The sequence below is a fragment of the Acrocarpospora corrugata genome, assembly GCF_009687845.1.
Taxonomy (GTDB): domain Bacteria; phylum Actinomycetota; class Actinomycetes; order Streptosporangiales; family Streptosporangiaceae; genus Acrocarpospora; species Acrocarpospora corrugata.
Genome location: NZ_BLAD01000035.1, coordinates 100,576 through 126,252, shown reverse-complemented (window position 1 = coordinate 126,252; position 25,677 = coordinate 100,576). Strand labels below are relative to the sequence as shown.

General features: G+C 71.3%; 16 protein-coding genes. 4 read left to right on the top strand and 12 right to left on the bottom strand.

The features are described from left to right. Nucleotides 1–9: 9 nt before the first annotated feature. The 4 genes from Acor_RS00685 to Acor_RS00670 all read right to left on the bottom strand — a co-directional run bounded on the left by Acor_RS00685 (nt 10) and on the right by Acor_RS00670 (nt 3,367). Entirely contained in the window at nt 10–825 is an 816-nt protein-coding gene (locus tag Acor_RS00685; protein WP_174876089.1) for an amidohydrolase family protein, read from the bottom strand. After that, a complete protein-coding gene (locus tag Acor_RS00680; RefSeq protein WP_155334506.1) occupies nt 825–2,096 on the bottom strand; it encodes an MSMEG_0569 family flavin-dependent oxidoreductase in 1,272 nt (423 codons plus the stop codon). The genes Acor_RS00685 and Acor_RS00680 overlap by 1 nt, the downstream gene beginning before the upstream one ends. Next, nucleotides 2,096–2,359, bottom strand: coding sequence for an MSMEG_0570 family nitrogen starvation response protein (locus Acor_RS00675; RefSeq protein WP_246238345.1), 264 nt, complete (start codon nt 2,357–2,359; stop codon nt 2,096–2,098). The genes Acor_RS00680 and Acor_RS00675 overlap by 1 nt, the downstream gene beginning before the upstream one ends. Nucleotides 2,360–2,479: 120 nt before the next feature. After that, complete coding sequence (locus Acor_RS00670; RefSeq protein ID WP_155334504.1) at nt 2,480–3,367, bottom strand: NAD-dependent epimerase/dehydratase family protein; 888 nt, start codon at nt 3,365–3,367, stop codon at nt 2,480–2,482. A gap of 131 nt (nt 3,368–3,498) precedes the next feature. On the opposite strand from Acor_RS00670, the gene Acor_RS00665 reads away from it, so the two are divergent. After that, on the top strand, nt 3,499–3,804 hold the full coding sequence (locus Acor_RS00665) for a hypothetical protein (RefSeq protein WP_155334503.1): 306 nt from the start codon (nt 3,499–3,501) through the stop codon (nt 3,802–3,804). Between the two features lie 38 nt (nt 3,805–3,842). On the opposite strand, the gene Acor_RS00660 is transcribed toward Acor_RS00665, so the two are convergent. The 3 genes from Acor_RS00660 to Acor_RS00650 all read right to left on the bottom strand — a co-directional run bounded on the left by Acor_RS00660 (nt 3,843) and on the right by Acor_RS00650 (nt 5,943). Continuing rightward, nucleotides 3,843–4,226 carry a zinc-binding dehydrogenase gene (locus tag Acor_RS00660; RefSeq protein ID WP_155334502.1) on the bottom strand — a complete coding sequence of 128 codons (384 nt, stop codon included), beginning with the start codon at nt 4,224–4,226 and terminating at the stop codon, nt 3,843–3,845. A gap of 252 nt (nt 4,227–4,478) precedes the next feature. Next, entirely contained in the window at nt 4,479–4,949 is a 471-nt protein-coding gene (locus tag Acor_RS00655; RefSeq protein ID WP_218034050.1) for a pyridoxamine 5'-phosphate oxidase family protein, read from the bottom strand. A gap of 127 nt (nt 4,950–5,076) precedes the next feature. Next, nucleotides 5,077–5,943 (bottom strand): BBE domain-containing protein, encoded by an 867-nt coding sequence (locus Acor_RS00650; protein ID WP_155334501.1) that lies wholly within the window; start codon nt 5,941–5,943, stop codon nt 5,077–5,079. Here Acor_RS00650 and Acor_RS00645 point away from each other — a divergent pair. Further along, complete coding sequence (locus tag Acor_RS00645; RefSeq protein WP_155334500.1) at nt 5,918–6,289, top strand: winged helix-turn-helix transcriptional regulator; 372 nt, start codon at nt 5,918–5,920, stop codon at nt 6,287–6,289. The two genes, Acor_RS00650 and Acor_RS00645, sit on opposite strands and share 26 nt — an antisense overlap. A 100-nt stretch (nt 6,290–6,389) precedes the next feature. Next, the gene (locus Acor_RS00640; RefSeq protein ID WP_155334499.1) at nt 6,390–7,907 is read left to right on the top strand and encodes an SDR family oxidoreductase; all 1,518 of its coding nucleotides are present in this window, start codon (nt 6,390–6,392) and stop codon (nt 7,905–7,907) included. A gap of 65 nt (nt 7,908–7,972) precedes the next feature. Here the strand turns inward: Acor_RS00640 and Acor_RS00635 are convergent, their stop codons facing one another. Both Acor_RS00635 and Acor_RS45300 read right to left on the bottom strand, forming a co-directional pair. Next, on the bottom strand, nt 7,973–14,605 hold the full coding sequence (locus Acor_RS00635; RefSeq protein WP_155334498.1) for a polymorphic toxin-type HINT domain-containing protein: 6,633 nt from the start codon (nt 14,603–14,605) through the stop codon (nt 7,973–7,975). A 31-nt stretch (nt 14,606–14,636) separates the two neighbouring features. After that, a complete protein-coding gene (locus tag Acor_RS45300; protein WP_155334497.1) occupies nt 14,637–17,516 on the bottom strand; it encodes an FG-GAP-like repeat-containing protein in 2,880 nt (959 codons plus the stop codon). A 162-nt stretch (nt 17,517–17,678) separates the two neighbouring features. Here Acor_RS45300 and Acor_RS00625 point away from each other — a divergent pair, with 162 nt between their 5' ends. Then, complete coding sequence (locus Acor_RS00625) at nt 17,679–21,881, top strand: nSTAND1 domain-containing NTPase (RefSeq protein ID WP_155334496.1); 4,203 nt, start codon at nt 17,679–17,681, stop codon at nt 21,879–21,881. 24 nt (nt 21,882–21,905) lie between these two features. Here the strand turns inward: Acor_RS00625 and Acor_RS00620 are convergent, their stop codons facing one another. The 3 genes from Acor_RS00620 to Acor_RS00610 all read right to left on the bottom strand — a co-directional run. Further along, nucleotides 21,906–23,237: a UDP-glucose dehydrogenase family protein gene (locus Acor_RS00620; protein WP_155334495.1), complete on the bottom strand. Its 1,332-nt coding sequence runs from the start codon at nt 23,235–23,237 to the stop codon at nt 21,906–21,908. A 43-nt stretch (nt 23,238–23,280) separates the two neighbouring features. Then, on the bottom strand, nt 23,281–24,468 hold the full coding sequence (locus Acor_RS00615) for a right-handed parallel beta-helix repeat-containing protein (RefSeq protein ID WP_155334494.1): 1,188 nt from the start codon (nt 24,466–24,468) through the stop codon (nt 23,281–23,283). A gap of 4 nt (nt 24,469–24,472) precedes the next feature. After that, nucleotides 24,473–25,677 (bottom strand): right-handed parallel beta-helix repeat-containing protein (locus tag Acor_RS00610; RefSeq protein ID WP_218034049.1); only part of this gene is annotated, 1,205 nt, incomplete at its 5' end.

Here is a 25,677-nt window from a genome sequence, read left to right as displayed (position 1 = left end):
GGGGTTCTCCTATCCGTAGAGCTTCTCGAATGTGTCGCGGAAGACCAGCCGGGACAGCTCGCCGTCGCCGACGGCGGCGCGGAGCCGGGCGTGCTCCCCGGGGTGGTCGCCCCAGGGCTCGTCGCTGGCGAACAGCAGCCGGTCGTGGCCGAGGCCACGGCGGCCGATCTCCCGGACCAGCCAGCGGGGGGTGAATCCGATGGCCCAGGAGAGGTCGGTGTAGACGCGTTTGCCGGCTTCGATCCAGTCGAAGAACCGGTGCCCGGCGAGTTTGATGTGGCCGCTGGCGCCGCCGCCGAAGTGCACGAGGTGGAGGGCGACCCTGTCGGCGTACCAGTCGACGAGGTGGCCGATCTCGTCGATGTCGGAGGCCGCGCCGGGTGAGGTGTGCACGTGCACGACCAGGTCGTGGCGGCGGGCGGTGGCGAAGATCTGGTCCAGCAGGGGGCGGCAGTCCGCGTCGGTGGCCCGGCCGCCGAGCAGGAAGCTCAGTTTGAGCGCGCGCACGCCCGGTTCGCCGGCCAGGGCGAGTGCGGCCTCGGTGCGGGTCCGGTCGGCGGGGCGGGGGGAGACCCACAGCCCGGCGCGGACGCGGTCGTCGCGGGCGGCGGCTTCCAGGCAGAGTTCGTTGAAGGAGAACGCGATCGCGGGGTCGGGCACGCCGTAGTTGGGGATGACCAGGGCGCGTTCTGTTCCTTCCGCGTCCAGGTCGGCGAGCAGTTCGGTCACGGTGGCGCGGGCGCCGATGTCGGGGTTGACCGGCGGGCCGCCGTAGAAGGGGTAGCTGGGCAGCACTCCGAGGTGCCGGTGCGCGTCGGCGGTCATCACGTCCCCAGCAGTTCGGGGTGGACGAAGTAGGCGGGGACGGCCTTGCTGGGCGGGGCGGCGGAGGCGATGTGCTTGGCCAGGTGCTCGGCGTCGCGGCCGACGCCGACGAAGCGGCCGGAACCCCAGGTGTGCTGCCAGGGCAGGCCCAGGAAGTACAGGCCGGGGCAGCGGGTGACGCCGCGCTCGTGCGCCGGGTAGCCGGTGCCGTCGAAGACGGGGACCCGGATCCAGCCGTAGTCGCGGCGGAAGCCGGTGCACCAGATGATCGCGGCCAGGCCGGTGGCGTCCAGCTCGCCGGGGCCGTCCGGTGGCTCCCATACCGGGACGTACCGCGCCTCTGTGGGGGCGTCGACGCCGTTGAGGGTGATGAAGGTGTCGATCGAGTCCTTGACGCCCTCCGAGACGGCGTCGGCGTGGTCTAGGTTGCGGCCCAGATCGTCGGCGAAGCGCAGCGTCGTGCCGGTGACGCCTACGATGCGGCCGTACAGGCGCATGCCGTCGCGGGCGAAGGCGCGCAGGTCGATGTCGCGCCCGCCGTCCCGCCCGGTCACGTAGTGGTTGGCGCGGGCCCGGACCGCGTCGGGGTCGTCGAACTCGCTGATCGGCCGGTCGTAGTGGCCCATCAGGTCCAGCCAGGCCACCACGTCCCTGCCCCGGTACCTGCGGGCCACCCGGGGCGCGCCGCCGACGGCCAGGTGCACCGGCCGGCCCGCCAGGTGCAGGTCCTCGGCGATCTGACTGCCGGACTGGCCGCTGCCCACCACCAGGACCGGGCCAGGCGGCAGCGCGGCCGGGTTGCGGTACTCGCCCGAGTGCAGGTGCGGCACCGCGATCCGCTCGGCGATCCTCGGCAGGTACGGCGTCTGGTACGGCCCGGTGGCCACCACCACCTGGTCGGCGGTCATCGTGCCCCGGTCGGTGACGATCTCGAACCGCTCCCCCGCGGTCAGCCGCAGCGCGGTGACCCCCTCCAGGACGGGCGGCGCGAACGAGGCCGCGTACCCCTCCAGGTAGTCCACGATCTCCTCGCGGAGCATGAAACCGTCCTGGTCCTCCCCCTGGTACGGGTACCCCGGCAGGCGGCACTGCCAGTTGGGCGTCACCAGGCAGAAGGTGTCCCAGCGCCGGGACCGCCACTCCTCGCCCACCCGGCCGCGTTCCAGCAGCACGTGGCCGACGCCGCGCCGGGTCAGGCAGTGGCTCATCGAGAGTCCCGCCTGCCCGGCGCCGATGATCGCCACCGGGTGGTGCGCGCCGTCCAGATTCATTATTCGAATCCTTCGACGAGCACCTCGCCGGGCTGACCGGCGGCTTTCTCCACTATCTCGGTCAGTTGCTGGGAGGCGGCCGTACAGGCGAATCCGTATTTGGCCGCGACCCGGTCGCTCGCGATTTTCAGCGCGTTTTCGCAGCGGGCCACGAAGTCGGGCACCGGGTAGGATTGACCTGGGGTTAAGTACTCCTCGACCACCAGGGAGGGCGAGTAGCAGCGTTGCAAGGAACCATCCGGCCAACGCACCCGGAAATACATCTCAGGCACTCGCACCTCCACCGAAGAATCGGTCGTGTGCCTAAGATTTCAGAGCGATACGATTACCGAACGGTTTCATCCGGAATAAAACAGGGTTACCGGAATTCAGCCTTGTTTCATTTAACTCTGGGATATCTGGACGTGTGAGCGCCAGCTGTGGCGCGGCTCGAAACCGAGCGCGGCGCGGGCGCGTTCGCTGGTCATCAGCGTCTCGAACTCGCCCAGCTCCTTGGTGATCTCCGCGGTCGGGAAGTTCTCGGCCATGAGCTGCGCCGACGGGGTGATCATCACGGTGTCGGCGGCGGCGATGATGTACGCGCTGGAGCCCGTCACGTCGGCCTCCAGGGAGAGCCGGGCCGACAGCGCGCAGTCCCGCACGTCGATGTAGCTCCACAGGTTGAAGCTGCGCGGCGCCGGGTCCTTCCAGTAGGACGGGAAGCGCTGGTAGTCCTCGGGCTTGATGACGTTGGAGAACCGGAGGCCGACGAACGGGATGCCGCTCCAGGCGGAGATGTGGTCCGCCATGGTCTCGGTGAGCACCTTCGACAGGGAGTAGGTCGTGGTCGGGTACGGATAGTGGTCCTCGTCCAGCGGCGCGTACCGGGGCGGGACCTCGAAGTTCAGGCCGAGGGTGGTCTCGCTGGAGGCGTACACGACCCGGCTCATGCCGAGGGCGGCCGCCGCCAGGAAGACGTTGCCGTTCATGGTGGTGTTGGCGCTGAGGGTGCGGGCGGGCGGCAGCAGCGTCGGCGCCGGGATGTTGGCGATGTGGACCACCGCATCCGCGCCGGTCAGCACGTCGACGGCGTCGCCGTAGTCGGTGAGGTCGGCGCGGGTGTACTGGAAGTCCGCCCGCGACCACTGCGCGGGCAGGGCCGCGGGGTGCGCGGAGACGTCGGTGGCGTTGACGCGGTAGCCGTGCTCCAGCAGCTCGTGAACGGTGGCGACTCCCACGACACCGGCCGCGCCGGTCACACAGATCGTCCGAGGCGATTTCAGTCCTGTCATGTACGTGATCATTCCACTGTGCTGGTCAATGTACCCAATGCCTAGTTTGGGCAAGTGATTGATCATATGGGCGTGGCGTCGGTTTTTGCTGGCAAGGAAGGTGGACGACGAGCACAGAGAAGGGCGGGGAAATGTCCGAAACCCGAGAGCACGGGCCGGTGGCCGACGCAAAGATGATCATCGACAAGGCGGAGGACGCGATCGCGCAGATCGCCATCGCGGCCCGCACGAAGCTGGCGGAAATGGGCGGCGCCAGCGACATCCCGTGGCCCGACCCCGACGACACCTTCTGCAAGGTCGCCCAATGCGACTGCCCCGCCTACACCGCTCCCCCGGCACCCACCCACCCACACGCCCCGAACCCGCCGAGCATCTGCCGCACCCGCATCGACGGCCGCGTCTGCGGCCACCAGTTCACCCGCCACAACGTCTTCTAACGCCACCCGCCGAGGAGGCCCTCTGGGCCCGTCCCCGTTTATGGAAGGACGACTGTGCGCCCGCGCGAACGCTGCGGCTCGGTGCCTTCTTGGAGGTGGTGGGAGCGGGCGGCTTCGGTGAGTGGCAGCCGTGTGCCGATCCGGGAGAGCAGGATGCCGCGGGCCAGGAGGTGGTTGATCGCCGTAGCCGCCTCGGCGAGTTCGGCCGCGGTGGCGTTGCTGATCACGAAGCCGCGGAGGCTGGCGTTGCGGGTGTAGAGCTGTCCGACCGGGAGCACGGGGGTGGCGCCGAGGCCGGCCATGATGATCATCCGGCCGCCGTGGGCGAGCAGGGGGATGGTCTGCTCCAGGTGGTGCCGACCGGCGTTGTCCCAGAACACGTCGACTCCGTCGGGAGCGAGTTCGGCGATCTTCGCGTACACATCCGGGTCGTGTTAGTCGACGACCTCGTCGGCGCCGCGCTGCCGGCACCAGTCGAAGTCGTCCGGGCGTGCGGTCGCGACGACCCGCGCTCCCGCGGCTGCGGCGAGTCGGACGATTGACCGCCAGCGCCCGCGCCTTCACCAGGACCTCCGACGAGCCGGGCTCGGGCACCGGCAACCGGCCGATCCGTATCTCGCCCGCCGGACCCGGCCGCGTGATGTACGCCGCGGTCATGGTCTCCCGGTCGTCCATCAGTCCTCTTCCAGGTCGGCGAGGTACGTGCGCGCCCACGACTGCCTGAGATCCCCCTCCTCGGCGCCGCCGAAGGTGTAGGCCGGAGAAAGGATCGGCAGCGCTCGCTCCACGTGCACCAGAATCGCGCGATTGGCGGGGTAGCCGGGGCCGTTCAGGTCGAGCAGCCATGCGTGCAGCCACTCGTACACGGGATCGCCGGGGTCGCGGAACTCCGCGACGCCCTTGAACCGGTAGCCCCGCCTGCGCAGAAAGTCGATCGAGTTGACCTCGATTCGCGGATCGTGCTGGAGGTTGCCGACCGTGTTCGGGGACGCGATGTCCATGAAGGCGATGTGCCCGTCGTCGTAGACCCGCATCGATCCCTTGGGCGAGAGATTGGGCGAGCCGTCGGAACACACGGTGGCCACGAAGGACAACCGCGCGGTCTCCACGATCCGCCGCATATCGTCGTCGATAGTCTTCAACATCTCTCCTTCAACGAGGCCCCAGCTCCGGCCTCGGGGAGGAGGTTGGGTTCCACGCTTCCCGTGCCTTGATCGCTCGGACTATCAGCGGGATCACGATCACTCTCCGGTTCTCTGCCCAGCTCAGCCCTCAATCAAGCCATGATCGATCCGGGCCGGCTTTCGGTGGGATGTTGAAGTTGATCCGGAACATGTTGTCGGGGTCGTGGCGGGCCTTGAGGGTCCTCAGCCGGTCGTAGTCGGCCGGGGCGTAGGCGACGCTGACGCGGTCTGGGCCGGTGTTCTCGACGCCGGCGAAGTTGAGGTTGGTTCCTCCGGTGCTCCAGGGACGCAGCCGGGCCAGCAGGTCATCGCGCCGCCGGAGGGTTCCGGGCTCCGGGATGGCACCGGTGTAGAGCGAGAAGGTCGCGTCGCGTCCGCCGACGCAGTTGGGGAGCTTCGGCGGGCGGGCGTAGGCGCCGCCGAAATGCCGCAGCTCGGTGATGAACGGCGCCCCCGGTCCGGCCAGCGCGACGATCGCGTCGACGGCGTCGCCGGTCAGCTCGCTCAGCAGCAGGTTGCGGTCGTAGGCGAGGTACGGCACGGCGGTCGGCTCGTGGTGAATCGTGCCGACCTCGGCGTAGGGCATGTCCCGCACGGTGTCCAGGAGGGCTGGGCCGAGGTCGCGCAGCGGCCGCACCAGGCGCTCCCCTTCTGCCGTGGCGCCGCTGTAGGCGAAACGGAGGTGGGTGACGAAGCGCCCGCGTAGCGGCTCAGGTACGCCGGGGAGGTCGGGGTTCTGGGCCAGCAGCACCGAGGAGGACATCTCCTCGGGCGCGTGCCGGCTCCAGTCGGCGTAGGCGTGCAGCACCTCGGCGGTGGCCTCGCCCGGAAAGTAGAGTCCGCTCCCGTACAGCCGAGGGACCGGGAACAGGTCGACTTCCATGCCCACGACCAGGCCGAAGTTGTCTTTGCCGCCGCGTACCGCCCAAATGACCGAGCCACTCGACGCGGACATGTTCGACGCCATGTGCCCGTCCGGCGCGCTGCCCTTCCAGATCGGCGACAAATGGACAGAGATGATCGTCATCTGCCTGGCCGATGGGCCGAGGCGTTTCACCGAGTTGCGGGTTCCGCTTGGGGCGATCACCCCCAAAGTGCTCTCCGCGACCCTGCGCGCCATGCGCCGCGACGGCCTGGTCACCAGGACCGCCTACGACGAGAATCCGCCGCGGGTCGAGTACGAGCTCACCGAGCTCGGCCGCAGCATGCTCCTCCTCATCGACGCGGTACGCGCCTGGAGCTCCCAGTATTTGCCGGCGATTCTTGCGGCCCGGCAGGCCAGCGAGCGGCTCGACGCTTAACCGGCTGACCGCTGGCAGAAAGCCCGCTGAAACCCTGGATCGTCACCCTCCGCGACAGGCCGGACGCAACCGTGCAGAGGCCGGATGCGAAGCTTGTTCTATGGGAAACGTGCTGGTGACGGGGGCGACTGGCTACGTGGGTGGCCGGTTGGTGCCTGAATTGCTCGCCGCGGGACATGAGGTCACGTGTGTCGTCCGGCGGCCGGAACGTTTGCGTGATGTCCCGTGGGCCGGGAGGGTTTGCATAGCGGCCGGGGATGTGGCGGACGGCGAGGCGATGAGCTGGGCTCTGGACGGCGTCGAAGTCGCCTACTACCTGGTTCATTCCATGGCGGGTGGACCGGCTTTCGCGGAGCGGGACCGGCAAGCCGCCATGACCTTCGCCGAGGCGGCGGCCGGGGCCGGGGTCAGGAGAATCGTCTACCTGGGCGGGCTGACGCACGCGCACGGCCGGCTCTCGCCGCACATGGGGTCCAGGACCGAGGTCGGGGAGATCTTCCTGGGCGCCCGCACTCCGGCCGTGGTCCTGCGGGCGGCGATGATCATCGGGTCGGGGTCCGCGTCGTTCGAGATGCTGCGGCACCTGACCGAGCGGCTGCCGGTGATGACCACACCGCGCTGGGTGAACAGCCCGACCCAGCCGATCGCGATCCGCGACGCACTGCGCTACCTCGTCGGCTGCGCGTCGGTCCCCGGCGAGGTGAACCGCGCCTTCGACATCGGCGGCCCCGACGTCCTGACTTACGGCGACATGATGCGGCGGTACGCCGCGGTCGCGGGACTGCCACCTCGGCTGATCATCCCGGTGCCGGCGCTCTCGCCGGGATTGTCCAGCCACTGGGTCGGGCTCGTCACCCCCGTCCCGTCCCGCCTCGCCCGGCCCTTGGTGGAGTCACTACGCCACGAGGCCGTCTGCGCCGAACACGACATATCCTCCTTCGTCCCCGACCCGCCGGACGGCCTGATCGACTTCGACGAGTCGGTACGCCTGGCGCTGCGCCGCATCAAGGAAGCCGACGTCGCCACCCGCTGGTCCTCGGCCTCCACCCCCGGCGCCCCGAGCGACCCCCTCCCGACCGACCCCGACTGGGCCGGCGGCAGCCTGTACGCCGACGAACGCACCCGCGAGACGACCGCCTCACCGGCAGCCGTCTGGCGAGTGATCGAAGGAATCGGCGGCGCGAACGGCTGGTACTCCCTCCCGGTCGCCTGGCGCCTGCGCGGCATGATCGACCGCCTGATGGGCGGCGTCGGATTGCGCCGGGGCCGCCGCGACCCAAACCGCCTGCGGGCGGGCGACGCGGTGGACTTCTGGCGCGTAGAAGAAGTCGAACCAGGCCACTTGCTCCGCCTCCGCGCCGAAATGCTCCTCCCCGGCCTCGCCTGGCTCGAACTCTCCACCGAACCGGGCCCCGAACCAGGCCAGACGCTCTACCGGCAACGCGCCCTGTTCCACCCACGCGGGCTGCTCGGACATCTCTACTGGCGAGGAATCTCACCATTCCATCGCCTGATCTTCGGCCGAATGCCCCGCAACATCACCCGCGCCGCGGAACGCCTGCCCGGCGGGAAGCGGCCAGAACTACATCGGGTGCCACCGGGCCGCGTAGGTCCCTGACCCCAGCCCGCTGACAGCGCACCGCGCCCGTCACCTGGTTGGTGACGGGCGCGGAACGCTGCGAACTAGGTGATGCGGCCGATGAAGGTGGATACCGCTTCGACGATGTCGGAGATGGTTTCTACCGCGTTCGCGGGGCCGCGGCTCTGGGCGTTGAAGCCGACGATCTTCTCTGGGACCTTGACGATGACGAAAGCGCGGATCTTGGCGGGGATGGATTTGCGGGCCGCGAGGAGAGCGGCGGTGGGGGCCGCTTCGGCCGGGATCTGGATGACGATCTTCGGCGCGACGCGCATGGGGGGGCCGCCGGCGATGGGGCGTTGGCCGGCCTTGTTGGTGGTGTAGTCCTGTTTGTTTTGGGTGGCGTTGGCCTTGTGATTGCTGCCGCCGCCGCAGCGGCTCTTGCCCTTGCCGGAGTTGTGGACCAGGACGTCGGCTTGGCCGGAGGCGACGTAGTAGGTGTGGGTGTCGGCGATGGTGAGGTTGTGGACGGTCGCGGGTTGTTCGTGGATGGTGAGCGCGGTCACCCGTACCGGGCGGCCGTGGGAGTCCTGGAGTTGGTCGCCGGGTTCCAGGTCGGCCGCGTCGACCCAGGCGGAGTCAGCATGGGCGGAACCGGCACGGGCGGTGTCTGCACGGGCGGTGTCTGCACGGGCGGTGTCTGCACGGGCGGTGTCTGCACGGGCGGTGTCTGCACGGGCAGGGTCGGTCCAGAATGGGTGGCCGTCGGTGGCGGTGATCTTGGTGCCGTTGGTGAGGGTGATGTTGACCAGGGTCTTTGTGCCGGTGCCCTCGATTGTGGCGGTTACGGGTTTGGCCTGGGTGGTGGTGGTTTGGGGGTCGGTGGCGAGGACCTGGTCGCCGGGGGCGATGTCCTCGATGGGGCGGCGGGTGCCGTCGGCCATCAGGATCAGGGTGCCGGGGACGAAGCTGTTGGAGATGGCGCAGGAGCCGCCTAGGTCGTCGGCGCTCTCCGCTGCGGCGTCGACGGCGTCGTCGGCCTGTTTGGCCGCGGCCTCCGCCGTGTCGTCGGCGGCTTTGGCCGTGGTCTCGGCGACCGCTTCGGCTGCTTCGTCGGCTTTGCGGGCGGCTCGGGCCAGGACGCCGCGGGCGGCGGCTAGTTTGCGGTCGAAGGCCCGGTATGCCTCGTAGGCCCGATGCAGCGCCTTGGCGATCTTCGGAGCTTTGAGGAGTTTCCCCATGGGGAGCATGCCGGCCACCATCGAAACGCAGGCGACGACGTCGCCCTTGGTGAAGCAGTTGCGGATGTCGTTGACGCCCAGGACTTCGAGCAGGATGTCGCGGCCGACTTCGAGCGCGACGTCCAGTTTGTCCTTGCGCTGGATCTCCTCGGCCTCCTTGATTTCGTCGTCGGTCGGTCCGGGGTCCTTCGAGGGGGATCCACCGCCACCACCGCCGCCGTCTTCGGCCATCAGCATCAGGCCGTCAGGGTCGGTGAAGGTCACGGGACTGCTGTTGGCGTAGGCGTAGCCGTGCATCTGCTGGGGGTCGGCTACGTCGATGAGGGGGTCTACCGATAAGAATCGGCCGGTGAGAGGGTCGTATTCGCGGGCGCCCAGGTGGGTCAGGCCGGTTGGGTCCTGGACGCCGTCTACGAAGCCGGCCGAACCTGGCCACGCCGTACCCGCTCCGCGTGCTTCGCCGAACGGGGTGAACCTGCGGCGATTGACGGCGAGGTCGGTGGCGGAGAAGGCCAGTTGGGCGGTGCCGAAGCGGTCGGCGGACAGCCAGGACAGTTTGCCGTCGTCGGTGCGGACGGCGATGGCGGTGCCTCCATGGCTGTAGTAGCGGGTACCGGTCTTGGCGGAACCCTTGGCGCGCAATTCCTGGCCGGGCAAGTAGAGGGTGGCCGAGCCGCCGGCGTCGCGGCGGATGAGCCGGTTGCCGTCCGCGTCGTACAGGAACTCGGTCTTCGCGGAGCCTTCCTCGATCTTGCTCAGCCGGCCCTCGGCGTCCCAGGTCAGCGACTGGGGTGTGCCCGAAGCGGATGGGCGGGTGGTGGTGTTGCCCGTTTTGTCGTAGTCGTAGGCGAGGGTTCGGGTGCCGGCCGAGTCGGTGACGGAGAGCCCGCGCAGGGTGTGCGGCTGCGGCTGGCCGTCGGCGGGGTAGGTGAAGTCCTTGCTGGTCTGCGGTCCGCCGGCGACGGCGTGCCGGACTTCGGAGGTGCGGTTACCGGTCTTGTCGTAGCCGTAGCTCGTCCAGTACGGCGCGGGCCCGCCCACGTTGACGCCGGTGGGTGCGGCGGTGCAGCTGCCGCCACCGGGCGTCCAGGCTTCGGTCAGCCGACGCAGGTGGTCGTAGTCGAAACACTGGGTGTCGGCGGGCACCCCGGCGGCTGCGGGCGTGTCGGCGACCTTGATGACGTTTCCGGCGGGGTCGTAAGTGTAGGCAACGTCACCCTGGACCGCCCCGGCGGCCTCCCGTTTGGTGTGGATCCCGCTGAGCCGCCGCGACCCGACCTCGTAGTTGTAGGTGACCCAGAGCCGCTTGCCACCCGCGCCGAGGGTCAGCTGCCCGAGTTCGGACATGTCGCTGTACGCCGTCCCCGACACGTACGCCGACTGCCCCGACAGCGTCAGCGGGTTGCCGAACGTGTCATACCCGTGGGTGAGCGTCTCCGCCGCGAGGGACCCGACGCCGGGAACGCTGGAGGTGGCGGGGGTGCCGTCGGGGTTGAACGTGGAACCGTAGGTGTACGTCCCCGCCAGTCCCCCTTCGGTGGAGGGGATCTCCACGCTGGTCCCGGTGGGCCGGTAGCCGACGTCGTACCCGGTCACCGAGGTGCGGTATTCGGCCTGGCCGGAGAAGCGGCTGGCCGAGGTGGGCAACCCGGCCGCGAGCGTGTCGTACACCCACTGCGACCGTTTCGGCCCGCTCAGCGTGCCCTCGTGGACGGCGGTGCGCCGCCCGAGCCGGTCGTAGGCGTAGGCCAGGATCTGCCCCCGGGAGTCCTTGGTGGCGACCACGCGATTGGCGTCGTCGTAGGTGTACTCGGTCACCCCCCGATCGGGGTCGTCCGTGCTGATCTCCCGCCCGCGCAGGTCGTAGGCGTGCCGCCAGGTGTTCCCGGCCGGGTCGGTGACGGTCTCCAGGCGTCCGGCGTCGTTGAAGACGTACGCGGTGACGTCGTGGGCACCCGTCGGGGTGGCGCCGTGGTACTGCCACAGCTCGGTGGTCCGCCCTTCGGCGTCCATGATCGCCGAGGTGGCGGTGCCGCCGGCCGGCGGGGTCACGTCGAAGCGGTCGGCGCCGGGGTACGCGGTGGTGCTGCGCCAGCGTTCGACCTCGAAGGCCAGGTGCGCCTCGGCGGTCACCCGTCCCGCGCCGTCGAAGGTGGACCGGTTCTGCCCGGGGACGTCCTTGTCCTTGACGCCGAACAGCTCCGCGACGGGGGCCGCCGCGTTCCAGTACGCGCCGTTCTGCTTGTGCGACTGGCCGAGGGAGTTGTAGAGGCTGTCGGCGATGATGCGACCGCCGTTGGGGCCGGGGATCTGGGTCTGCCGGGTGCGCAGCAGGCCGTCGTACAGCTCGATCATGACGGTGTAGCCGCCGTCGGCGCGCAGGGATCGGGTGGTGACGGCGGGTGGCCCGGTCCTGCCCCTGATGTCGTAGCTGTAGCGGACGTTGGGCGGCTGGTCGCTGCTGCGGCCGGGTTCCCAGCCGCTGATGAGGCGGCCGAGGCCGTCGTAGGCGAGTTCGGTGGTGCGCCCGTTGGCGTCGACGGTCTTGGTCGGCAGCCCCCAGGCGGGGTTGAGCTCGGTGCGGGTGGCGTGCTCAAGCGGGTTGGTGGTGACGTAGGCGCGCAGCGGGCCGCCGGTGGCGGGCTCGTAGGCGGTGGTCGAGTGTTCCCCGGCGGCGTCCCAGGTGTCGGTGACACGGCCGTAGGCGTCGAAGGCCGACCTGGAGGTGGTGACGTAGGTGGCGGGCCAGGTCTTGAGTTCCTCGACCAGGGTGACGTCGCCCTTGGTCGCGGGGGTGTTCCAGGCGGTGGCGGCGTCGTGCCGCATCCGCACGTCGGAGATCAGCTGCCCGGAGCCGGGGGTATGGCCGCAGGGCAGCGCGTACTTCTGCACCCGGCTGGTGGCCGACAGCAGCCACAGCGCCTCGTTGCGGGCGTAGGTGAAGGTGGTGCACTCCTCGTCGCCGGGGACGGCAGTGTCGCCGTGGTCGTGCACCTGCGTGGGCAGGCCCTGTGCGTCGTAGCTCTTGTCGATCCTGGTGGTGCGCTTGCCGCCCGCGGCTTTGGGGGTGCGGACGCGGGTGGAGGCGACGTCGGCCAGTGAGGCGGTCACCGTCCCCCACGGGTGGACCGCCGTGGCGGTCTCCCGCAGCCACGGGTCGGAGATCGTCGCCGACACCTCGGGCCCGTCGACGCCGTTGTAGCTGATGTGCTCGCGGACCATCCCGGCGAAGCGTTCGTGGTCGGGCACCTCGACGCCCTCGGAGTCGCGGATCTTCACGGTTTTGGGCACGCCGGACGCGGTGCGGTCGCCGTCCATGCCGCGGAAGAACCGGCTCTGCTCGTAAGTCCGCACGTCGGGGGCGACGCCGCGGGTGGTCTGGACGACCTCGTAGCCGCGCCACTGCGCCCAGGTCTTGTCCTCCTCGGCGACCAGGCCGTCGGCGTCGTCGAAGTGCCAGGCCGGGGCGCCGGGATAGGTGTAGAAGGTGCGGGCCTGGGCGCCGCCGCCGACGTAGTCGTTCTCGGCGACCTCGGTCACCACGTACTTGTGGAACCACTCCAGCCGGTCGGGCTGGCCGGGGTAGGCGCCCTTGACGGGGTGGCAGCGGAGCGTGTTGGCGTCGGCGGCGGCCGGCATCCGGCTGCCGGACACGCAGTCCTTGGCCGAGTAGGTGACGCGCAGGTCGCCGCCGGTCTCGTTCTCGATCGCGCCGATCCGCAGCCAGCGCATCGGCGGGCGTCCGTCGGGGCCGACCACGCGGTTGTCGAGCTGCTGCGGGGTGAACTTGATCTCCGGCATGGCGGCGTCGCCGGTGCCGGTGTGGGTCAGTCCGGCCAGCCACAGCCCGGCCCGGGTGCCGTCGCCGGGGTCCGGGTAGGTGTGCCGGAGCGTCCAGGTGTCGACGGGGGCGAAGGCGGCGCCGGTCCAGATCTGGGTGGTGACGGCGGCCAGGCGTTTCTGCGTCCAGAAGGTCGGGGTGAGCACGTCGGTGCAGGGCGCGGCGGCGCAGCGCTGGTCGAGCGGGGTGTCCGACCACTGCTCCGGTTTGGTGAGGTCGCAGGTCGTGCCGGGCAGGCAGCGGTCGGCGGCGGTGAAGACGACCTGGGCGGCGGGGGTTCCGGCGTACTCCTGGCCGGTGCGCAGGCCGTAGTCGATGCGGGTGAGGGTGCCGCCGCGGACGTACTCGGTGGCCTGGTTGGGGTCGGCGTCGCGGCCGTAGCGGTTCTTCTCCTGGCCGTACCAGTAGGTCATGACGTTGCCGTGGGTGTCGACGACGTAGTCGAGGTTCCACCGCCAGGCCTGCTGGCAGTGTGCGGCGGCGAAGGTGGCGGCGTGGCAGGGTTCGCCGTTCTCGTTGCCGTACACCGGGAGGGTCCAGGCGGAGCCGGTCTCCGGTTTGCCGGAGGTCCAGCCGGGCAGGCGGTTGCGGCCGAAGTAGTACTGGGTGCCGTCGGTGGTGGTGACCCGCCAGTATTCGCCGTCGTTGTCGCCGTTGACCAGGCTGGGGTCGGTGAGGCGTTCGATCCGGGAGCCGTCGTCCTGGCGGGGCCGCCAGACGCCGGTGGCGTCGTCCTTGACCAGTTCGCTGCCGCCGCCGTTGAGCGACAGGGTCGCGTTGTCGGTCTCCCAGCACTGGTCGCCGACGCCCTCGTGGCCGTCCTCGGCGCACGGCTTGTAGCGGCGTTCGATGAAGCCCGGCCACCATTCGAAGCCTTCGCCGACCCAGGAGGGCTGGTTGTTGGTGGCCACCGTCCGGCCGTCGACGCTGCCGGAGGAGTAGGACAGCGCGATCGACGGGCTCGGCCCGCCGGAGCCTGGCGGCACCCGGAGCGGGTAGTTCCAGGTGAAGTCGCCGGTCGAGCCGCCGCCGCCCCAGGTCGAGGACGGGGAGAGCCCGGTCGCGGCGAACGTGCCGGCGCTGCCCGAGGGCGCGGCGGCCAGCGTGAACAGCCCGCCGCCCGCCGCCTCGGCGCTGATCTTCCCGGCCGCGACGTCGTTCTTCGCCGGTACGGCCACGCCGCGGCAGCCGGGCAGGCCCGGCGTGGTCAGCGCGCACTCGGGCACGGCGCGTAACTCCAGCCGGGACGCCCAGTCCCCGCCGAACGCGCCGCGGAAGCCCGAATAGTCGACCTGAAGGGCCAGCGCCGACTTGGCGGCGTCGGCCCTGGCCGCGCGGAACACCAGCCCGTCCCGGGTCTTGGGCAGCACCTCCACCTTGACCTGAGCCGACGCGTCCCTGGCCGCCGCCGAGATCGGCAACGTGCTGGTCACGCCCGGTTTGGGCCAGCTGACCTGGCGGGCCCCGGACAGTTCCGGCACCTTCGGCAGCGGCGACGGGATCGCGGGCAGGATCTTCGCGCCCGGCACGGACTTCTCCCGCTGGACCGTGGGCGCGGTCAGGTCCTCGGGCACGGGCAGGGCCCCGGCGGCCCGCGCGGGCACCAGAGTCACGACGAGTAGGCAGGCGATCACGGGCGCGAGCCAGCGCTTCATGGGATCTTCTCCTGGAGGTCGGGGGCTCGCGTCAGGATCGGCGCAGGTAGAACTCTTGGCTGGCGGTGTTCAGGCAGGTCCACTGGTGGATCAGCGCGTTGTTGAGCAGGCTCGGGCCCTCGACGTCCAGGCAGTTGCCCGAGTGCATCGGGCGGACCCGGACCAGGGTGTCGTCACCGGAACCGGCCACGTAGTCGAGCCGGTAGGCCTGATCGCCGTACGGCGGGCCGCACACGTACTGGAAGGCCTTCGTCCCCGCGGCCGTGGCCGAACCGGCCGACACGCACTTGCCGGTGACGTGGGCCGGTTGCAGCATGAACTGGGCGGCTCCGGTGGCGACCACCCGGAAACGCTGGCTGCCGCAGTCGTACTGGATCATCGGCGCGTTGTCGGCCGTGCTCGCGCCGGACACGGCCAGGCACCGGCCCGAGTGGGAGGCCATCAGCTGGTAGGTCGCGGCCGGGTCGATCTGGACGCCGGCCCTGCCGGCGGTGCTGAGCGAGCCCCGCCAGTACGGCTGGGGCGCGGCCACCGTGCCGCCGCCGGCGGTGAACCGCCAGAGCGCGTGCTGGCCGGGGCCGCAGCAGCCGTAGGCGGCCACCAGGTCCTCGTCGCCGTCGCCGTCCAGGTCGCCGGCCGACGGGTCGACCAGATTCCAGTCCCAGGCGTGGTCGCCGGACTGCCAGAGCGGCTGCAGCGGCGGGTTGGTGAACCCGCCGCCGTGGTTGGCGAACAGGTAGACGGCGGTGTGGGCGAGTTCGCCGTACCGGTAGAAGGCCGCGAGTTCGGGGCGGCCGTCGCCGGACACGTCGGCGGCGACGAACTTGCTGCCGGTCCAGCTCCAGCCCCGGCTGGGGTCGTCGTACCAGGTGGCGGGGGCGGCGAACGAGGTCCGGGTGGAGGGCAGGAGGTAGACGCCGATCCGGGAGCCCAGGTCCCTGACCTCGGCGAGGTCGTGGTCGCCGTCCGCGTCGAAGTCGGCCGCGACGAGTTTGATCTTGGTGGCGTCCCTGGCGGCGCTCGCCCAGGTCGCGGGCGCGGCGAAACCGGCGGCGGTGCCGAGGAAGACCCGCAGGTCCATGGTCGCGCCGCCCAGGTCGTACAGGACCGCCAGGTCGTCGCGGCGCGCGGCGTCGCCGTCGAAGTTTCCGGCCACGACCTGCGTCTTGGCCCAGTTCCAGGTGGCCGACTCCCACACCTGTGTCCCGGCCAGCGCGTTGCCGTCCGAGCGGAGCAGGTGCAGGGTGGTGCGGCCGTTGCCCTCGTCGCGGAACATCGCCAGGTCGGTACGGCCGTCCCCGTCGAAGTCCCCGGCCGCGCTCTTCACCTTGGCCAGCGGGAACGCGCCCGCGTCGAACACGTTGACCGGGCTCGCCCCGGCCACGTTCCACACCTGGGCCCGGCCGCCGCCGTCGGTCAGCACGGTGACGTCGGCGCGGCCGTCGCCGTTGAGGTCGCCGCGCAGGTGCGGGGTCTGGCCGCTGCCGGTGGCCGCCTGGAAGGGGTAGCGGGCGATGCCGGTGGCGGCGTCGCCGTCCGGGCCGACGCTCTTGTTCCCGGCCCGGTCCACGGCCTGGACCCACAGTTCCGCGGGGTTGTCGTGGGTCATCGTGATCGGCGCCTCGGCGGTGCCGTCGGGGCGGGCCTGGACCGTCATGGCCAGGGCGTCCTGGCGGAAGCCGTACCGGAAGGCGACCACGTCCTGGCCGGCGAAGGTGACCGTGCCGGGGACGCCGGCGGGGGTGGGGCCGAAGTCGTCCCTGACGAAGTCGGCGGAGGTGACGGTCGGCAGCGGCGGGCTGTTGGCCGGGCCGGGGGTCTCGATCGTGAACTCGCAGGAGCGGGACCAGGGGCCGTAGTCGGTGCCGTACGAGCCGAGCAGGTCGTAGCCGCGGACCCGCCACGAATACGTGCCGCCCTCCTGGAGCTGGCCGGCCGGGATGACGGCGGAGATGTTCGCGCCGTCGGCGACCAGGCCGGTCTGCAGGCCGCCGACCCGGGCGGCCCCGACCTGGGACCACTCGAACTCGGCGTGGGTGGATCCGTCGCCGTCCTTCATCTGGGCGCTCAGCGTCGGCGTCAGCGAGGTGACCGCGGGACGGGCGGGGCCGGTCACGCAGAGGGTGTCGTCGGTGGCGTCGCCGGGCGCCGAGTCGTCCTCGGTGACCAGGGCGGCGGGCGCGCCGGGGATGGTGTTGTAGCCGATGTCCAGGCTGGGGTTCTTCGCGTTGGCCGTGGCGAACATCAGGTAGCGCTTCCAGCTCCACTCGTCGCTCTCGTTCTCGGCCCTGAGCCCGAGCGAGATCGACGTGCCGCCGGCCGCCGCGACGCCGCGGACCGCGCCGGTGACGTCGAAGGCGACGTAGTCGGCCGGGCAGCGGCCCTGGTAGCCGCCGCCGGTGCGGCGGACGGCGCGGCTGTTGCCGCCCAGGTTGCTGCCCCACGCGGTGGAGTTCCAGGCCGCGTTCCAGGTGGTGCCCGAGCCGAAGGCGGGCACCTGGTAGACGTCCACCGCGCCGCCGGACTCGTTGCCGTTGCCGCAGTCCTTGGACGACCACGCCTGCCACAGCCGCAGCGTGGCCCAGAGGATGTGGGTCCTGGCCACCCGCGAGGTGTCCAGCTGCAGCAGGGTCCTGGCCGTGCTGCCGCCGTCGTCCGAGGCGTATCCGGCGCGCAGCACGCCCCTGGTGGCGTCGTCGCTGTTGATCGTCGGCCGGTCGTAGTAGCTGGTGCCGCCGCTCTGCTTGCGCAGCACGTTCCAGTGCTGGCGGACGCCGGTGAACTTGCGTGTCTCGTCCGCCAGCACGTTCGTGCCGGCCCCCGTTCGCGCCGCCGCGGCGACTGGCGGTGCGCCGATCGCGAGCAGCAGCAGCCCCAGCGCGCTCGCGCACGCCGCCGTCGCCAACCTCATTGGTGCTCCCCGTAGTCGTTTCGTGACTGCGGGGTTCAGTGTCGGCGGGGCGGCGTGGAGCGGGCGTATATGGCCCGTATATCGGGCCTTGTCCGGCGTACATCGAGTCGATAACGTGCGGCGACGCCTTCCGCCCCCGCTCTCGACGACAGGGAAAACACTGTGGAGTTCCGCGTGCTCGGCCCGCTCGGCGTGGAGATCGACGGAGCCGCGCTCCCGCTCCGGTCGGCCAAGCAACGGATCGTGCTGGGGGTGCTGCTGAGCCAGGCCAACACCCCCGTTCCGCCCCGGCAGCTGGCCGAGGCGCTGTGGGAGCGGCCCCCCGCCTCGGCCGCGGAGAACCTGCGGCTGTACGTCTACCAGCTGCGCCGCGCCCTCGCCGACGGCGAGCGCATCACCCGCGACACCTACGGCTACTCGCTCAACGTCGGCCCGGGCGAGCTGGACGCGGACCGGTTCGACCGGGACGTGACCGCCGCAGGGGCGCTCATCGACGATCCGGCCGCCGCCCGCGCCCTGCTGGACCGGGCGCTGGCACTGTGGCGCGGTCCCGCGTACGGCGACCTCGCCGAGACGCCCGTGATCAGGCAGGCGGCGCTCAAACTGGAGGAGTCCCGGCTGCGCGCCACCGAGGAACGCGTGCTGGCCGACCTGAAGCTGGGCCGCCACGCCGAGGTCGTCGCCGAATTGAACGCGCTGTCGGACACCTACCCCTACCGGGAGTCGGTGCGCGGGCACCTGATGGTCGCCCTCTACCGTTCCGGCCGCCAGGCCGAGGCGCTGGACGTCTTCCGGCGGACCCGGGCGCTCCTGGCCGACCAGCTGGGCGTCGAACCCGGCCCGGAGTTGCAGCGGCTGCACGAGGCGGTGCTGCGCGGCGACCGCCGCCTGTCCTTACCCGAGCGCGGCCAGCCAGCTCCCCCGCCGGACGTGGCCCAGCCGCCGTTCCAGGGCCTGCGCGCCTTCAGCCCGGAACAGGAGGGCTGGTTCTTCGGCCGCGCCCTGCTGGTCGGGCGGCTGCTGGACCGGATCGACCGGCTGCCGCTGGTGAGCGTGCTCGGCGCCTCGGGCAGCGGCAAGTCCTCGCTGCTGCGGGCCGGGCTGCTCGGCCAGGCCGGCCGGGACCCGCGCTGGCAGACCATGCTGCTGACGCCCGGCGAACACCCGCTGGAGGCGCTGGCCGGCCAGGTCGCCAAACTGGCCGACCTGGACGCCGCCCGGCTCCGCGAGGACCTCGCCCAGAACCCGGCCCAGCTGGACGTGTCCGTCAGGAACGCGCTGGCCGGGGGCCCGCCCGAGACGCGGGCGCTGCTGGTGGTGGACCAGTTCGAGGAGGTCTTCACCCTCTGCGCCTCCCCGGGGGAACGCGACCTGTTCATCCGGGCCCTGCTCGACGCGGCCCTCGGCGAGGAGCGGCGGACCACGGTCGTGCTGGGCGTGCGGGCCGACTTCCTGGCCCACCTCTCCCAGTACGGCCCCCTGCTGCACGCCCTGGAGGACGAGGCCACCCTGCTCGTCGGCCCGCCCGCCCTCCCCGACCTGCGCGACATGATCGTCCGCCCCGCCGCCAGGGCCGGGCTGACCGTCGACGCCGACCTGCTGGCCACCCTGCTCACCGACACCGGCTCGGAACCCGGCTCGCTGCCGCTGCTGTCGCACGCGCTGCTGGAGACCTGGCGCAACCGCACCGGGGCCACCCTCACCCTGGCCGCCTACCAGGCCGGCGGCGGCGTCCGCGGCGCCATCGCGCAGACCGCGGAACGCGAGTACGACCGCCTCGACCAGACCGGCCGCCGCGTCGCCCGCCGGATCTTCGTCCGCCTCACCGCGCTCGGCGAGGGCACCGAGGACACCCGCAGGCCGGTGAACCGGGCCGAACTCGACGGCCTCGCCGGGCCGGAGACCGTGGACCGCGTGCTGGACGCCCTGACGGCCGCCCGCCTGATCGTGCGGGACGACGGCCGCGTCGAAGTGGCCCACGAGGCGCTGATCCGGGCCTGGCCCCGGCTGCACCGCTGGCTCACCGACCACCGCGCCGACCTGCTGACGCACCGGCGGCTCACCGACGACGCCCACGCCTGGGAGGAGCTCGGCCGCGACCCCGGCGCGCTCCACCGGGGGCTGCGGCTGCTCACCGCGGCGAGCTGGGCCGAGGAGAACCCGCAGGAGCTGAACGAGCGCGAGACCGCCTTCCTGGCGGCGGGCCTGGCGCTGGCCGACACCGAGCACCGCACCGCGCGGCGCCGCGCCCGCCAGCTCAAACGCCTGGCCGCCGGGCTGACCGTCATGCTGGTGCTGGCGGTGGCGGGCGGCGTCGCCGCCGTACGGCAGGGCGCGGAGGCCCGGCGGCAGCGGCTGATCGAGAGCTCCCACCAGCTCGCCCTCACCGCCAGGCAGCTGCTGGCCAGCGACCCCGACCGGGCCGGGCTGCTGGCGATCGAGGCACGCCGCCTCAACCCCGACGCGCAGACCCTGGGCGCGCTGCTGAGCGCCGCCGCCGCGGCCCGCCGCCGGATCGACCTGAACGTCGGCGGCACGCCGGTCTTCGGCATCGCGCTGAGCCCCGACGGGACGATGGCCGCCACGGCCGGCCGGGACGGCGCCATCGGCCTGTGGGATCCCGCCCGGCGGACCAAGCTGGCCGCGCTGACCGGCCACGCCGACGACGTTGACCACTACGCCAGGGCGGTCGCCTTCAGCGCCGACTCCACCCTGCTGGCCTCGATCGCCAGCGGGCCCGCGGTCGGGGCCAGCCCGGGATCGCTGATCGTCTGGGACGTGCGGACCAAGCGGGCGCTGTTCAAGCAGCCCTACGCCCTGCTGTCTGGCGCGATGGCGTTCAGCGCGGACGGGACCACGGTGGCGGTCGGCACCGGCGACGGCATCGAACTCCGCGCCGTCGCCGGCGGCGGCACGCTGGCCATCCCGGCCGGGAAGCGGGTCATCTCGCTGGCGTTCAGCCCGGACCGGAAGCTGCTGGCCTCCGCCGACGGCGAGGGCGGCACCCTGTGGGACGCCGCCACCGGCAAGCGCGTCGCCACCATCCCGGTGCCGCACACGCACACCGTAGCCTTCGACGCGGAAACCGGCCATCTCGCCACCAGCACCAACGCGGGCGGCGTCGACTTCTGGGACGTGACCGGGAAGAAGATCGCGCCGCTCGGCGACATCCCGCCGCAGGAAGCGCTCGCCTGGGTGGTCTCGCAGCCGGTTAACGGCCGGATCGCCATCGCCAACGAGTACGGAAATATCACGATCTGGGATGTGGCCCGGCGGCAGCCGCTCGCCACCTACCACGATCGTGGCCGCGCCGAGGCGCGCGCGGTGGCGCTGGGCCGGGACGGCAACATGCTCGCCTCCGCCGGTCTTGGCCGCACCATCGTGATCCGCGAACACGCGGTGCCGCCCTTCATCGGCCACAGCGGAGCCGTCAACGACGTCGAGATCAGCCGCGACGGGAAATATGTCGCCACCGCAGGATCCGACGAAACCGTCCGGCTGTGGGATCCGGCCGGACAGCAGCTGGCCGTGTTCGGCGGCCACTCCGACCACGTGGAGGCCGTCGCCTTCAGCCCGGACGGGCAGCGGTTGCTGGCCCTCACCCGCGACCACACCATCGCCGTCTGGGACCTGGCCGGCCGCGAGCGGATCACCACCGTGCCGTACGCGGGACTGGCCGCCTCCACCGACATCGCCCACCACCCCGGCGGCGGAGCCGTCGTCACCGCCTCCCAGGGACGGTTCCGCTGGGACACCCCCGCCATGAAGGAAAGGCAGATCCCCGGGCTGCCCTACATCGCCACCACGCTCGAATACAGCGCGGACGGGAAGCTGCTGGTGTCCGGCAGCCCCGCCGGCAGCGTCCTGGTCTGGGACACCGTCACCGACACCCGCCGCGCCGACTGGACCACCGGCCAGGGCGAGGTCCGCGACGTCGCGCTCAACCCGGCGGGCACGCTGCTGGCGACCGCGGGGGCCGACCGCACGGTGAAGATCTGGGACGTCAGGTCGGGCGCGGCGGTGGCCACCCTGACCGGGCACACCGCGGCCGTCCAGGTGGTGGCCTTCAGCCGGGACGGGCTGACCCTCGCCGCGGCGGGCGAGGACCACACGATCAGCACCTGGGAAACCGTCACCTGGACTCGGAGCGCCGTGCTGACCGGGCATGACGCGCCCGTACGCGGGCTGGCCTTCACGCCGGACGGTGAGCTGGTCTCCGGCGGGGAGGACGGGAAGGTCGTCCGCTGGTCCCTGTCGGCAGTGGAGGCCAGGGCGCGGATCTGCCGGGAGGTCGGTCACGACCTCCCGGCCGCCGAGTGGCGGGCTTATCTCCCCGCGGAGCCGTACCAGGCCAGTTGCGCCTGACCCGGCTCCGCGGGGGCCTCGCGGTCAGGGGCAGCCGAGTGCCCGGTACTCCCAGCCGGCCGCGCGCCACTCCTCCGCGTCGAGAGCGTGCCGGCCGTCCACGATGCGGGTGTGCTTGACCACCTGGGCCAGCGCCGACGGCTGGATCTCGCGGAACTCGGCCCACTCGGTGAGCAGGACGACCACGTCGGCGTCCTGGGCCACGTCCATCGCGCTGGTGCCGTACCGGAGTTCGGGGTAGGCGCGGCGGGCGTTGTCCAGGGCGGCCGGGTCGTACACGCGGACGTTGGCGCCCAGGCCGTGCATGGTGCGGGCCACGTCCAGGGCGGGGGCGTCGCGGATGTCGTCGGAGTTGGGCTTGAAGGCGGCGCCCAGGCAGGCGACCCGCTTGCCGTCCAACTGGCCGCCGAGCAGTTCCCTGACCAGGTCGATGGTCCGGGAACGGCGGCGGCGGTTGATCGCGTCGACCTCGCGGAGGAAGGAGACGGCCTGGCCGACGCCGATCTCCTCGGCCCGGTGGGCGAAGGCGCGGATGTCCTTGGGCAGGCAGCCGCCGCCGAAGCCGAGGCCGGGCTGGAGGAACCGGCCGCCGATCCGGTCGTCGTAGGCGAGGGCCTTGGCCAGGTCGCGTACGTCGGCTCCGGTGGCCTCGCAGATCTCCGCCATCGCGTTGATGTAGGAGATCTTGGTGGCCAGGAACGAGTTGGCGGCCACCTTGACCAGCTCGGCGGTGGGCAGGTCGGTGACCACCGTCGGCGTGCCCAGCTCCAGGATCGGCTGGAACGCCGCCGCCAGCTGCTCGCGGGCCCACTCGGAGGCGACGCCGAAGACCAGCCGGTCCGGGCGCAGGGTGTCGTCGACGGCGAAGCCCTCGCGCAGGAACTCGGGGTTCCAGGCCAGCTCCACCTCGTCCCCGGCGGGGGACAGCTCGCGCAGCAGCTCAGCCAGCCGGGCGGCGGTGCCGACCGGGACGGTCGACTTGCCGACCACCAGACAGCGCCGGGTCAGGTGCGGAGCCAGGCCGCGGATGGTGGCGTCGACGTAGCTCAGGTCGCAGGCGTCCGAGCCGGGCTGCTGCGGGGTGCCGACGCAGACGAAGTGAATGTCGCCGTGGGCGGCGGCCTCCTCGACGGAGGTGGTGAACCGGAGCCGTCCCGACTCCATCGTCTTGGCCAGCAGCTCGGGCAGGCCCGGCTCGAAGAAGGGCACCTCGCCGGACTGCAACTTCTTGATCTTGCGTTCGTCCACGTCGAGGCCGACGACGTCGTAACCCAGCGATGCCATGCAGACCGCGTGCGTCGCCCCGAGGTAACCCGTTCCGATCACGGTCAGCCGGGGGAGTACGGCTTCGCCCATGTTCAAAATCCTTCCCTTCAAAAAATGTCGATGAGCACCGGGCTCAGGAACAGCCACCCTTTTTGGTGAGCGAGCCGCCGGTGACCTTGTTGTCGCATTCGATCTTGTTATCGCCGACCGTGTCGTTGATGCCGACACCGCCGGAGTTGCCGAGGTCGATGATGTTGGCCCGGAACGTGTTGCCGACGCCCCAGCCATCCACGATCTTGTGTGTCTGGAAGCCGTCCCCGTTGGTGTTGCTCCCGGTGTTGCCCTCGATCAGGTAGCCGTTGCCCTTCACGTCCACCCACGAGTCGTTGTGCTTGGAACCGCCGAGGACGGAGCCGTCGAAGATGTTGCCGATGACGCGGCCGTCGGAGGTGCCCTCCTTGATGTCGATCGCCTCCGCGGTGCCGCGCAGGACGTTCCCGCGCACCACGTTGCGGTCGCTGCGGTCCATCTGCCCGCCGGAGAAGGTCGCCCAGTTGCTCTGGGCGGTGCCGAGGTAGACACCCTCGCCGAACTTCTCCCGGCGCAGGCCGGTCGCGTAGACCATGCAGTACTGCACGATGTTGTCGCTGCTGAAGTTGCGCAGGTGGATCCCTTCGTCCCCGATGTGGTGGACGGTCAGGCCCTGGATGACCGAGTGGTTGGTCTTGTCGGCCATCACGCCCTTCTGGCTGTTGCGCACGGTGAAGCCGATCAGCCGCCAGTGGCTGACCTCGTTGAGGTGCAGGGCGTAGCCCTTCTTGACCCCGCCGCCGTCGATGATCGCCTCGGGCGGGCCGCAGAGGAAGATCGGGTCGCTCTCGGTCCCGGGGATCGTGGCCACGAACTTCCCGGGGTAGACGCCCGGCTCCATCTTGATCACCGCGCCCGGCTCGGCCGCCTCCAGCGCCTCGGTGAGCCCGGCCGCGTCGGTCACGGTCACCGTGGGCGACGGGCATTCGATCAGCCCCTCGCCGGTCGGGACGGGGATGGCCGGCGGCTGCTGCAGGGGGGTGAACTCGACCACGTCATCGTCCCTTTCTTCCACTTGTTCTGGTTCGTCCTCTTCGTCCTGTAGTAGCTGAGACGTGCCGGACTGGTCGCCGGGTTCCGTTGTTCCGGCTTGCGGCCGAATGTCCTCCACCCGCATGGCCGGGTCGCCGCCGCCGCCGAACAGGCCGCGCACCACAACCACGACCAGCACGGTGAGGACCGCTCCGGCCAGCATTCCGACCAGCGTCTTCCGGTCGATTTCCAGGCGCATCGTGTCAGCTCCTCCCGGCCGGGGCGCGGCCTGCGGCGGTCTTCAGAACCGTCGCCGGACGCTCCTCCAGCACTGTCTGCCTCTCGTAGGGATTGACGAACCGGCGGCCGACCCGGGGGCCGTCGCTGCGCAGCGCCCGGAGCGCGGAGATCACGATCAGGGCGAGCACGGCGAACCAGATCAGGTTCATCGGCTTGGCGATGCGCTTGACCATGGTCATGAGCCCGGCGGTGTTCTGCCAGCCGTCCATGTTGTTGCCCGTGACGGTGGTCGGGCCGGTCGCGCGGCCGGTGTCGATCGCGCTGCGGCCCGCGCCGCCCAGGGTATTACCCGTGATCTTCGTGCCGTCTGCCGCCCCCAGCAGGGAGATCGCGTGCAGCGACGCGGACTGGACCGTGTTGCCGGAGATGGTGGCCTCGGCGTCCCGGAGGTAGATCGCGGTCTGCGTGCCGCTCACGATGTTGCCGCTGATCCGGGCCGCCTTGACCCCGTCCCGCAGCGCGATCCCCTGACTGTGCTGGTCGGTGAGGCGGTTGCCCGAGACCTGTACCCCGGTGGCGTCCTGACTCACCACGATGCCCATCTCGCCGCCGATGACCTCGCTGGTCTGCACGGCCAGCTTGACGCCGCCCTGGATCTCCACGCCGTACCGGCCGTTGTCCCGGGCGGTGCTGCTGATCACCGAGCTGCCGCCGAAGCTGCGCAGCGACTCCCCCGACGCCGACGGGCCCCGGGCCAGCGGCAGGCCGCTGATGGTGAAGCCGTTGCCGCCGTTGCCCGCCGCCTCGGAGCCGGTGATCGTGACGTTCTGGGTGCCGCGCGACAGGACGAACCCGTCGCCCCTGCTGCCCCGCACGGTCGTGTTCTCGATCGTGGCGTTGCGGGCGAACCGGTGCAGCAGCACGCCGTGCACCAGGCTCCCGGAGACCCGCACGTTGGTGAGCCTGGTCTCGTTGGAGGCGGTGATGAAGATGCCGTACGCGTTGCCGGTGATCGTGGTGTCGGTGATCGACCCGGTCACCAGGTTGGCCTCCGGCAGCCGGTAGGCGACCTTCTGGGCGCCCCTGCCGTTGGTGATCTCGATCGAGTCGTCGCCGCCGCCGGCCGGCACCAGGGTGCCGTTCGGCATGAGCAGCATCCGCTGGCCCGCGGTGGGGGTGGGGGTGGGCGAGGGGACGGTGGGTGTGGCGGGGGAAACCGGGGCGCCGA

Excerpts from the sequence above, each read along its gene's own strand:
- Acor_RS00685 (WP_174876089.1), bottom strand. The coding sequence starts at position 825 with ATGACCGCCGACGCGCACCGGCACCTCGGAGTGCTGCCCAGCTACCCC.
- Acor_RS00680 (WP_155334506.1), bottom strand. The coding sequence starts at position 2,096 with ATGAATCTGGACGGCGCGCACCACCCGGTGGCGATCATCGGCGCCGGG.
- Acor_RS00675 (WP_246238345.1), bottom strand. The coding sequence starts at position 2,359 with ATGTATTTCCGGGTGCGTTGGCCGGATGGTTCCTTGCAACGCTGCTAC.
- Acor_RS00670 (WP_155334504.1), bottom strand. The coding sequence starts at position 3,367 with ATGACAGGACTGAAATCGCCTCGGACGATCTGTGTGACCGGCGCGGCC.
- Acor_RS00665 (WP_155334503.1), top strand. The coding sequence starts at position 3,499 with ATGTCCGAAACCCGAGAGCACGGGCCGGTGGCCGACGCAAAGATGATC.
- Acor_RS00655 (WP_218034050.1), bottom strand. The coding sequence starts at position 4,949 with ATGTTGAAGACTATCGACGACGATATGCGGCGGATCGTGGAGACCGCG.
- Acor_RS00645 (WP_155334500.1), top strand. The coding sequence starts at position 5,918 with ATGACCGAGCCACTCGACGCGGACATGTTCGACGCCATGTGCCCGTCC.
- Acor_RS00650 (WP_155334501.1), bottom strand. The coding sequence starts at position 5,943 with ATGTCCGCGTCGAGTGGCTCGGTCATTTGGGCGGTACGCGGCGGCAAA.
- Acor_RS00640 (WP_155334499.1), top strand. The coding sequence starts at position 6,390 with ATGGGAAACGTGCTGGTGACGGGGGCGACTGGCTACGTGGGTGGCCGG.
- Acor_RS00635 (WP_155334498.1), bottom strand. The coding sequence starts at position 14,605 with ATGAAGCGCTGGCTCGCGCCCGTGATCGCCTGCCTACTCGTCGTGACT.
- Acor_RS45300 (WP_155334497.1), bottom strand. The coding sequence starts at position 17,516 with ATGAGGTTGGCGACGGCGGCGTGCGCGAGCGCGCTGGGGCTGCTGCTG.
- Acor_RS00620 (WP_155334495.1), bottom strand. The coding sequence starts at position 23,237 with ATGGGCGAAGCCGTACTCCCCCGGCTGACCGTGATCGGAACGGGTTAC.
- Acor_RS00615 (WP_155334494.1), bottom strand. The coding sequence starts at position 24,468 with ATGCGCCTGGAAATCGACCGGAAGACGCTGGTCGGAATGCTGGCCGGA.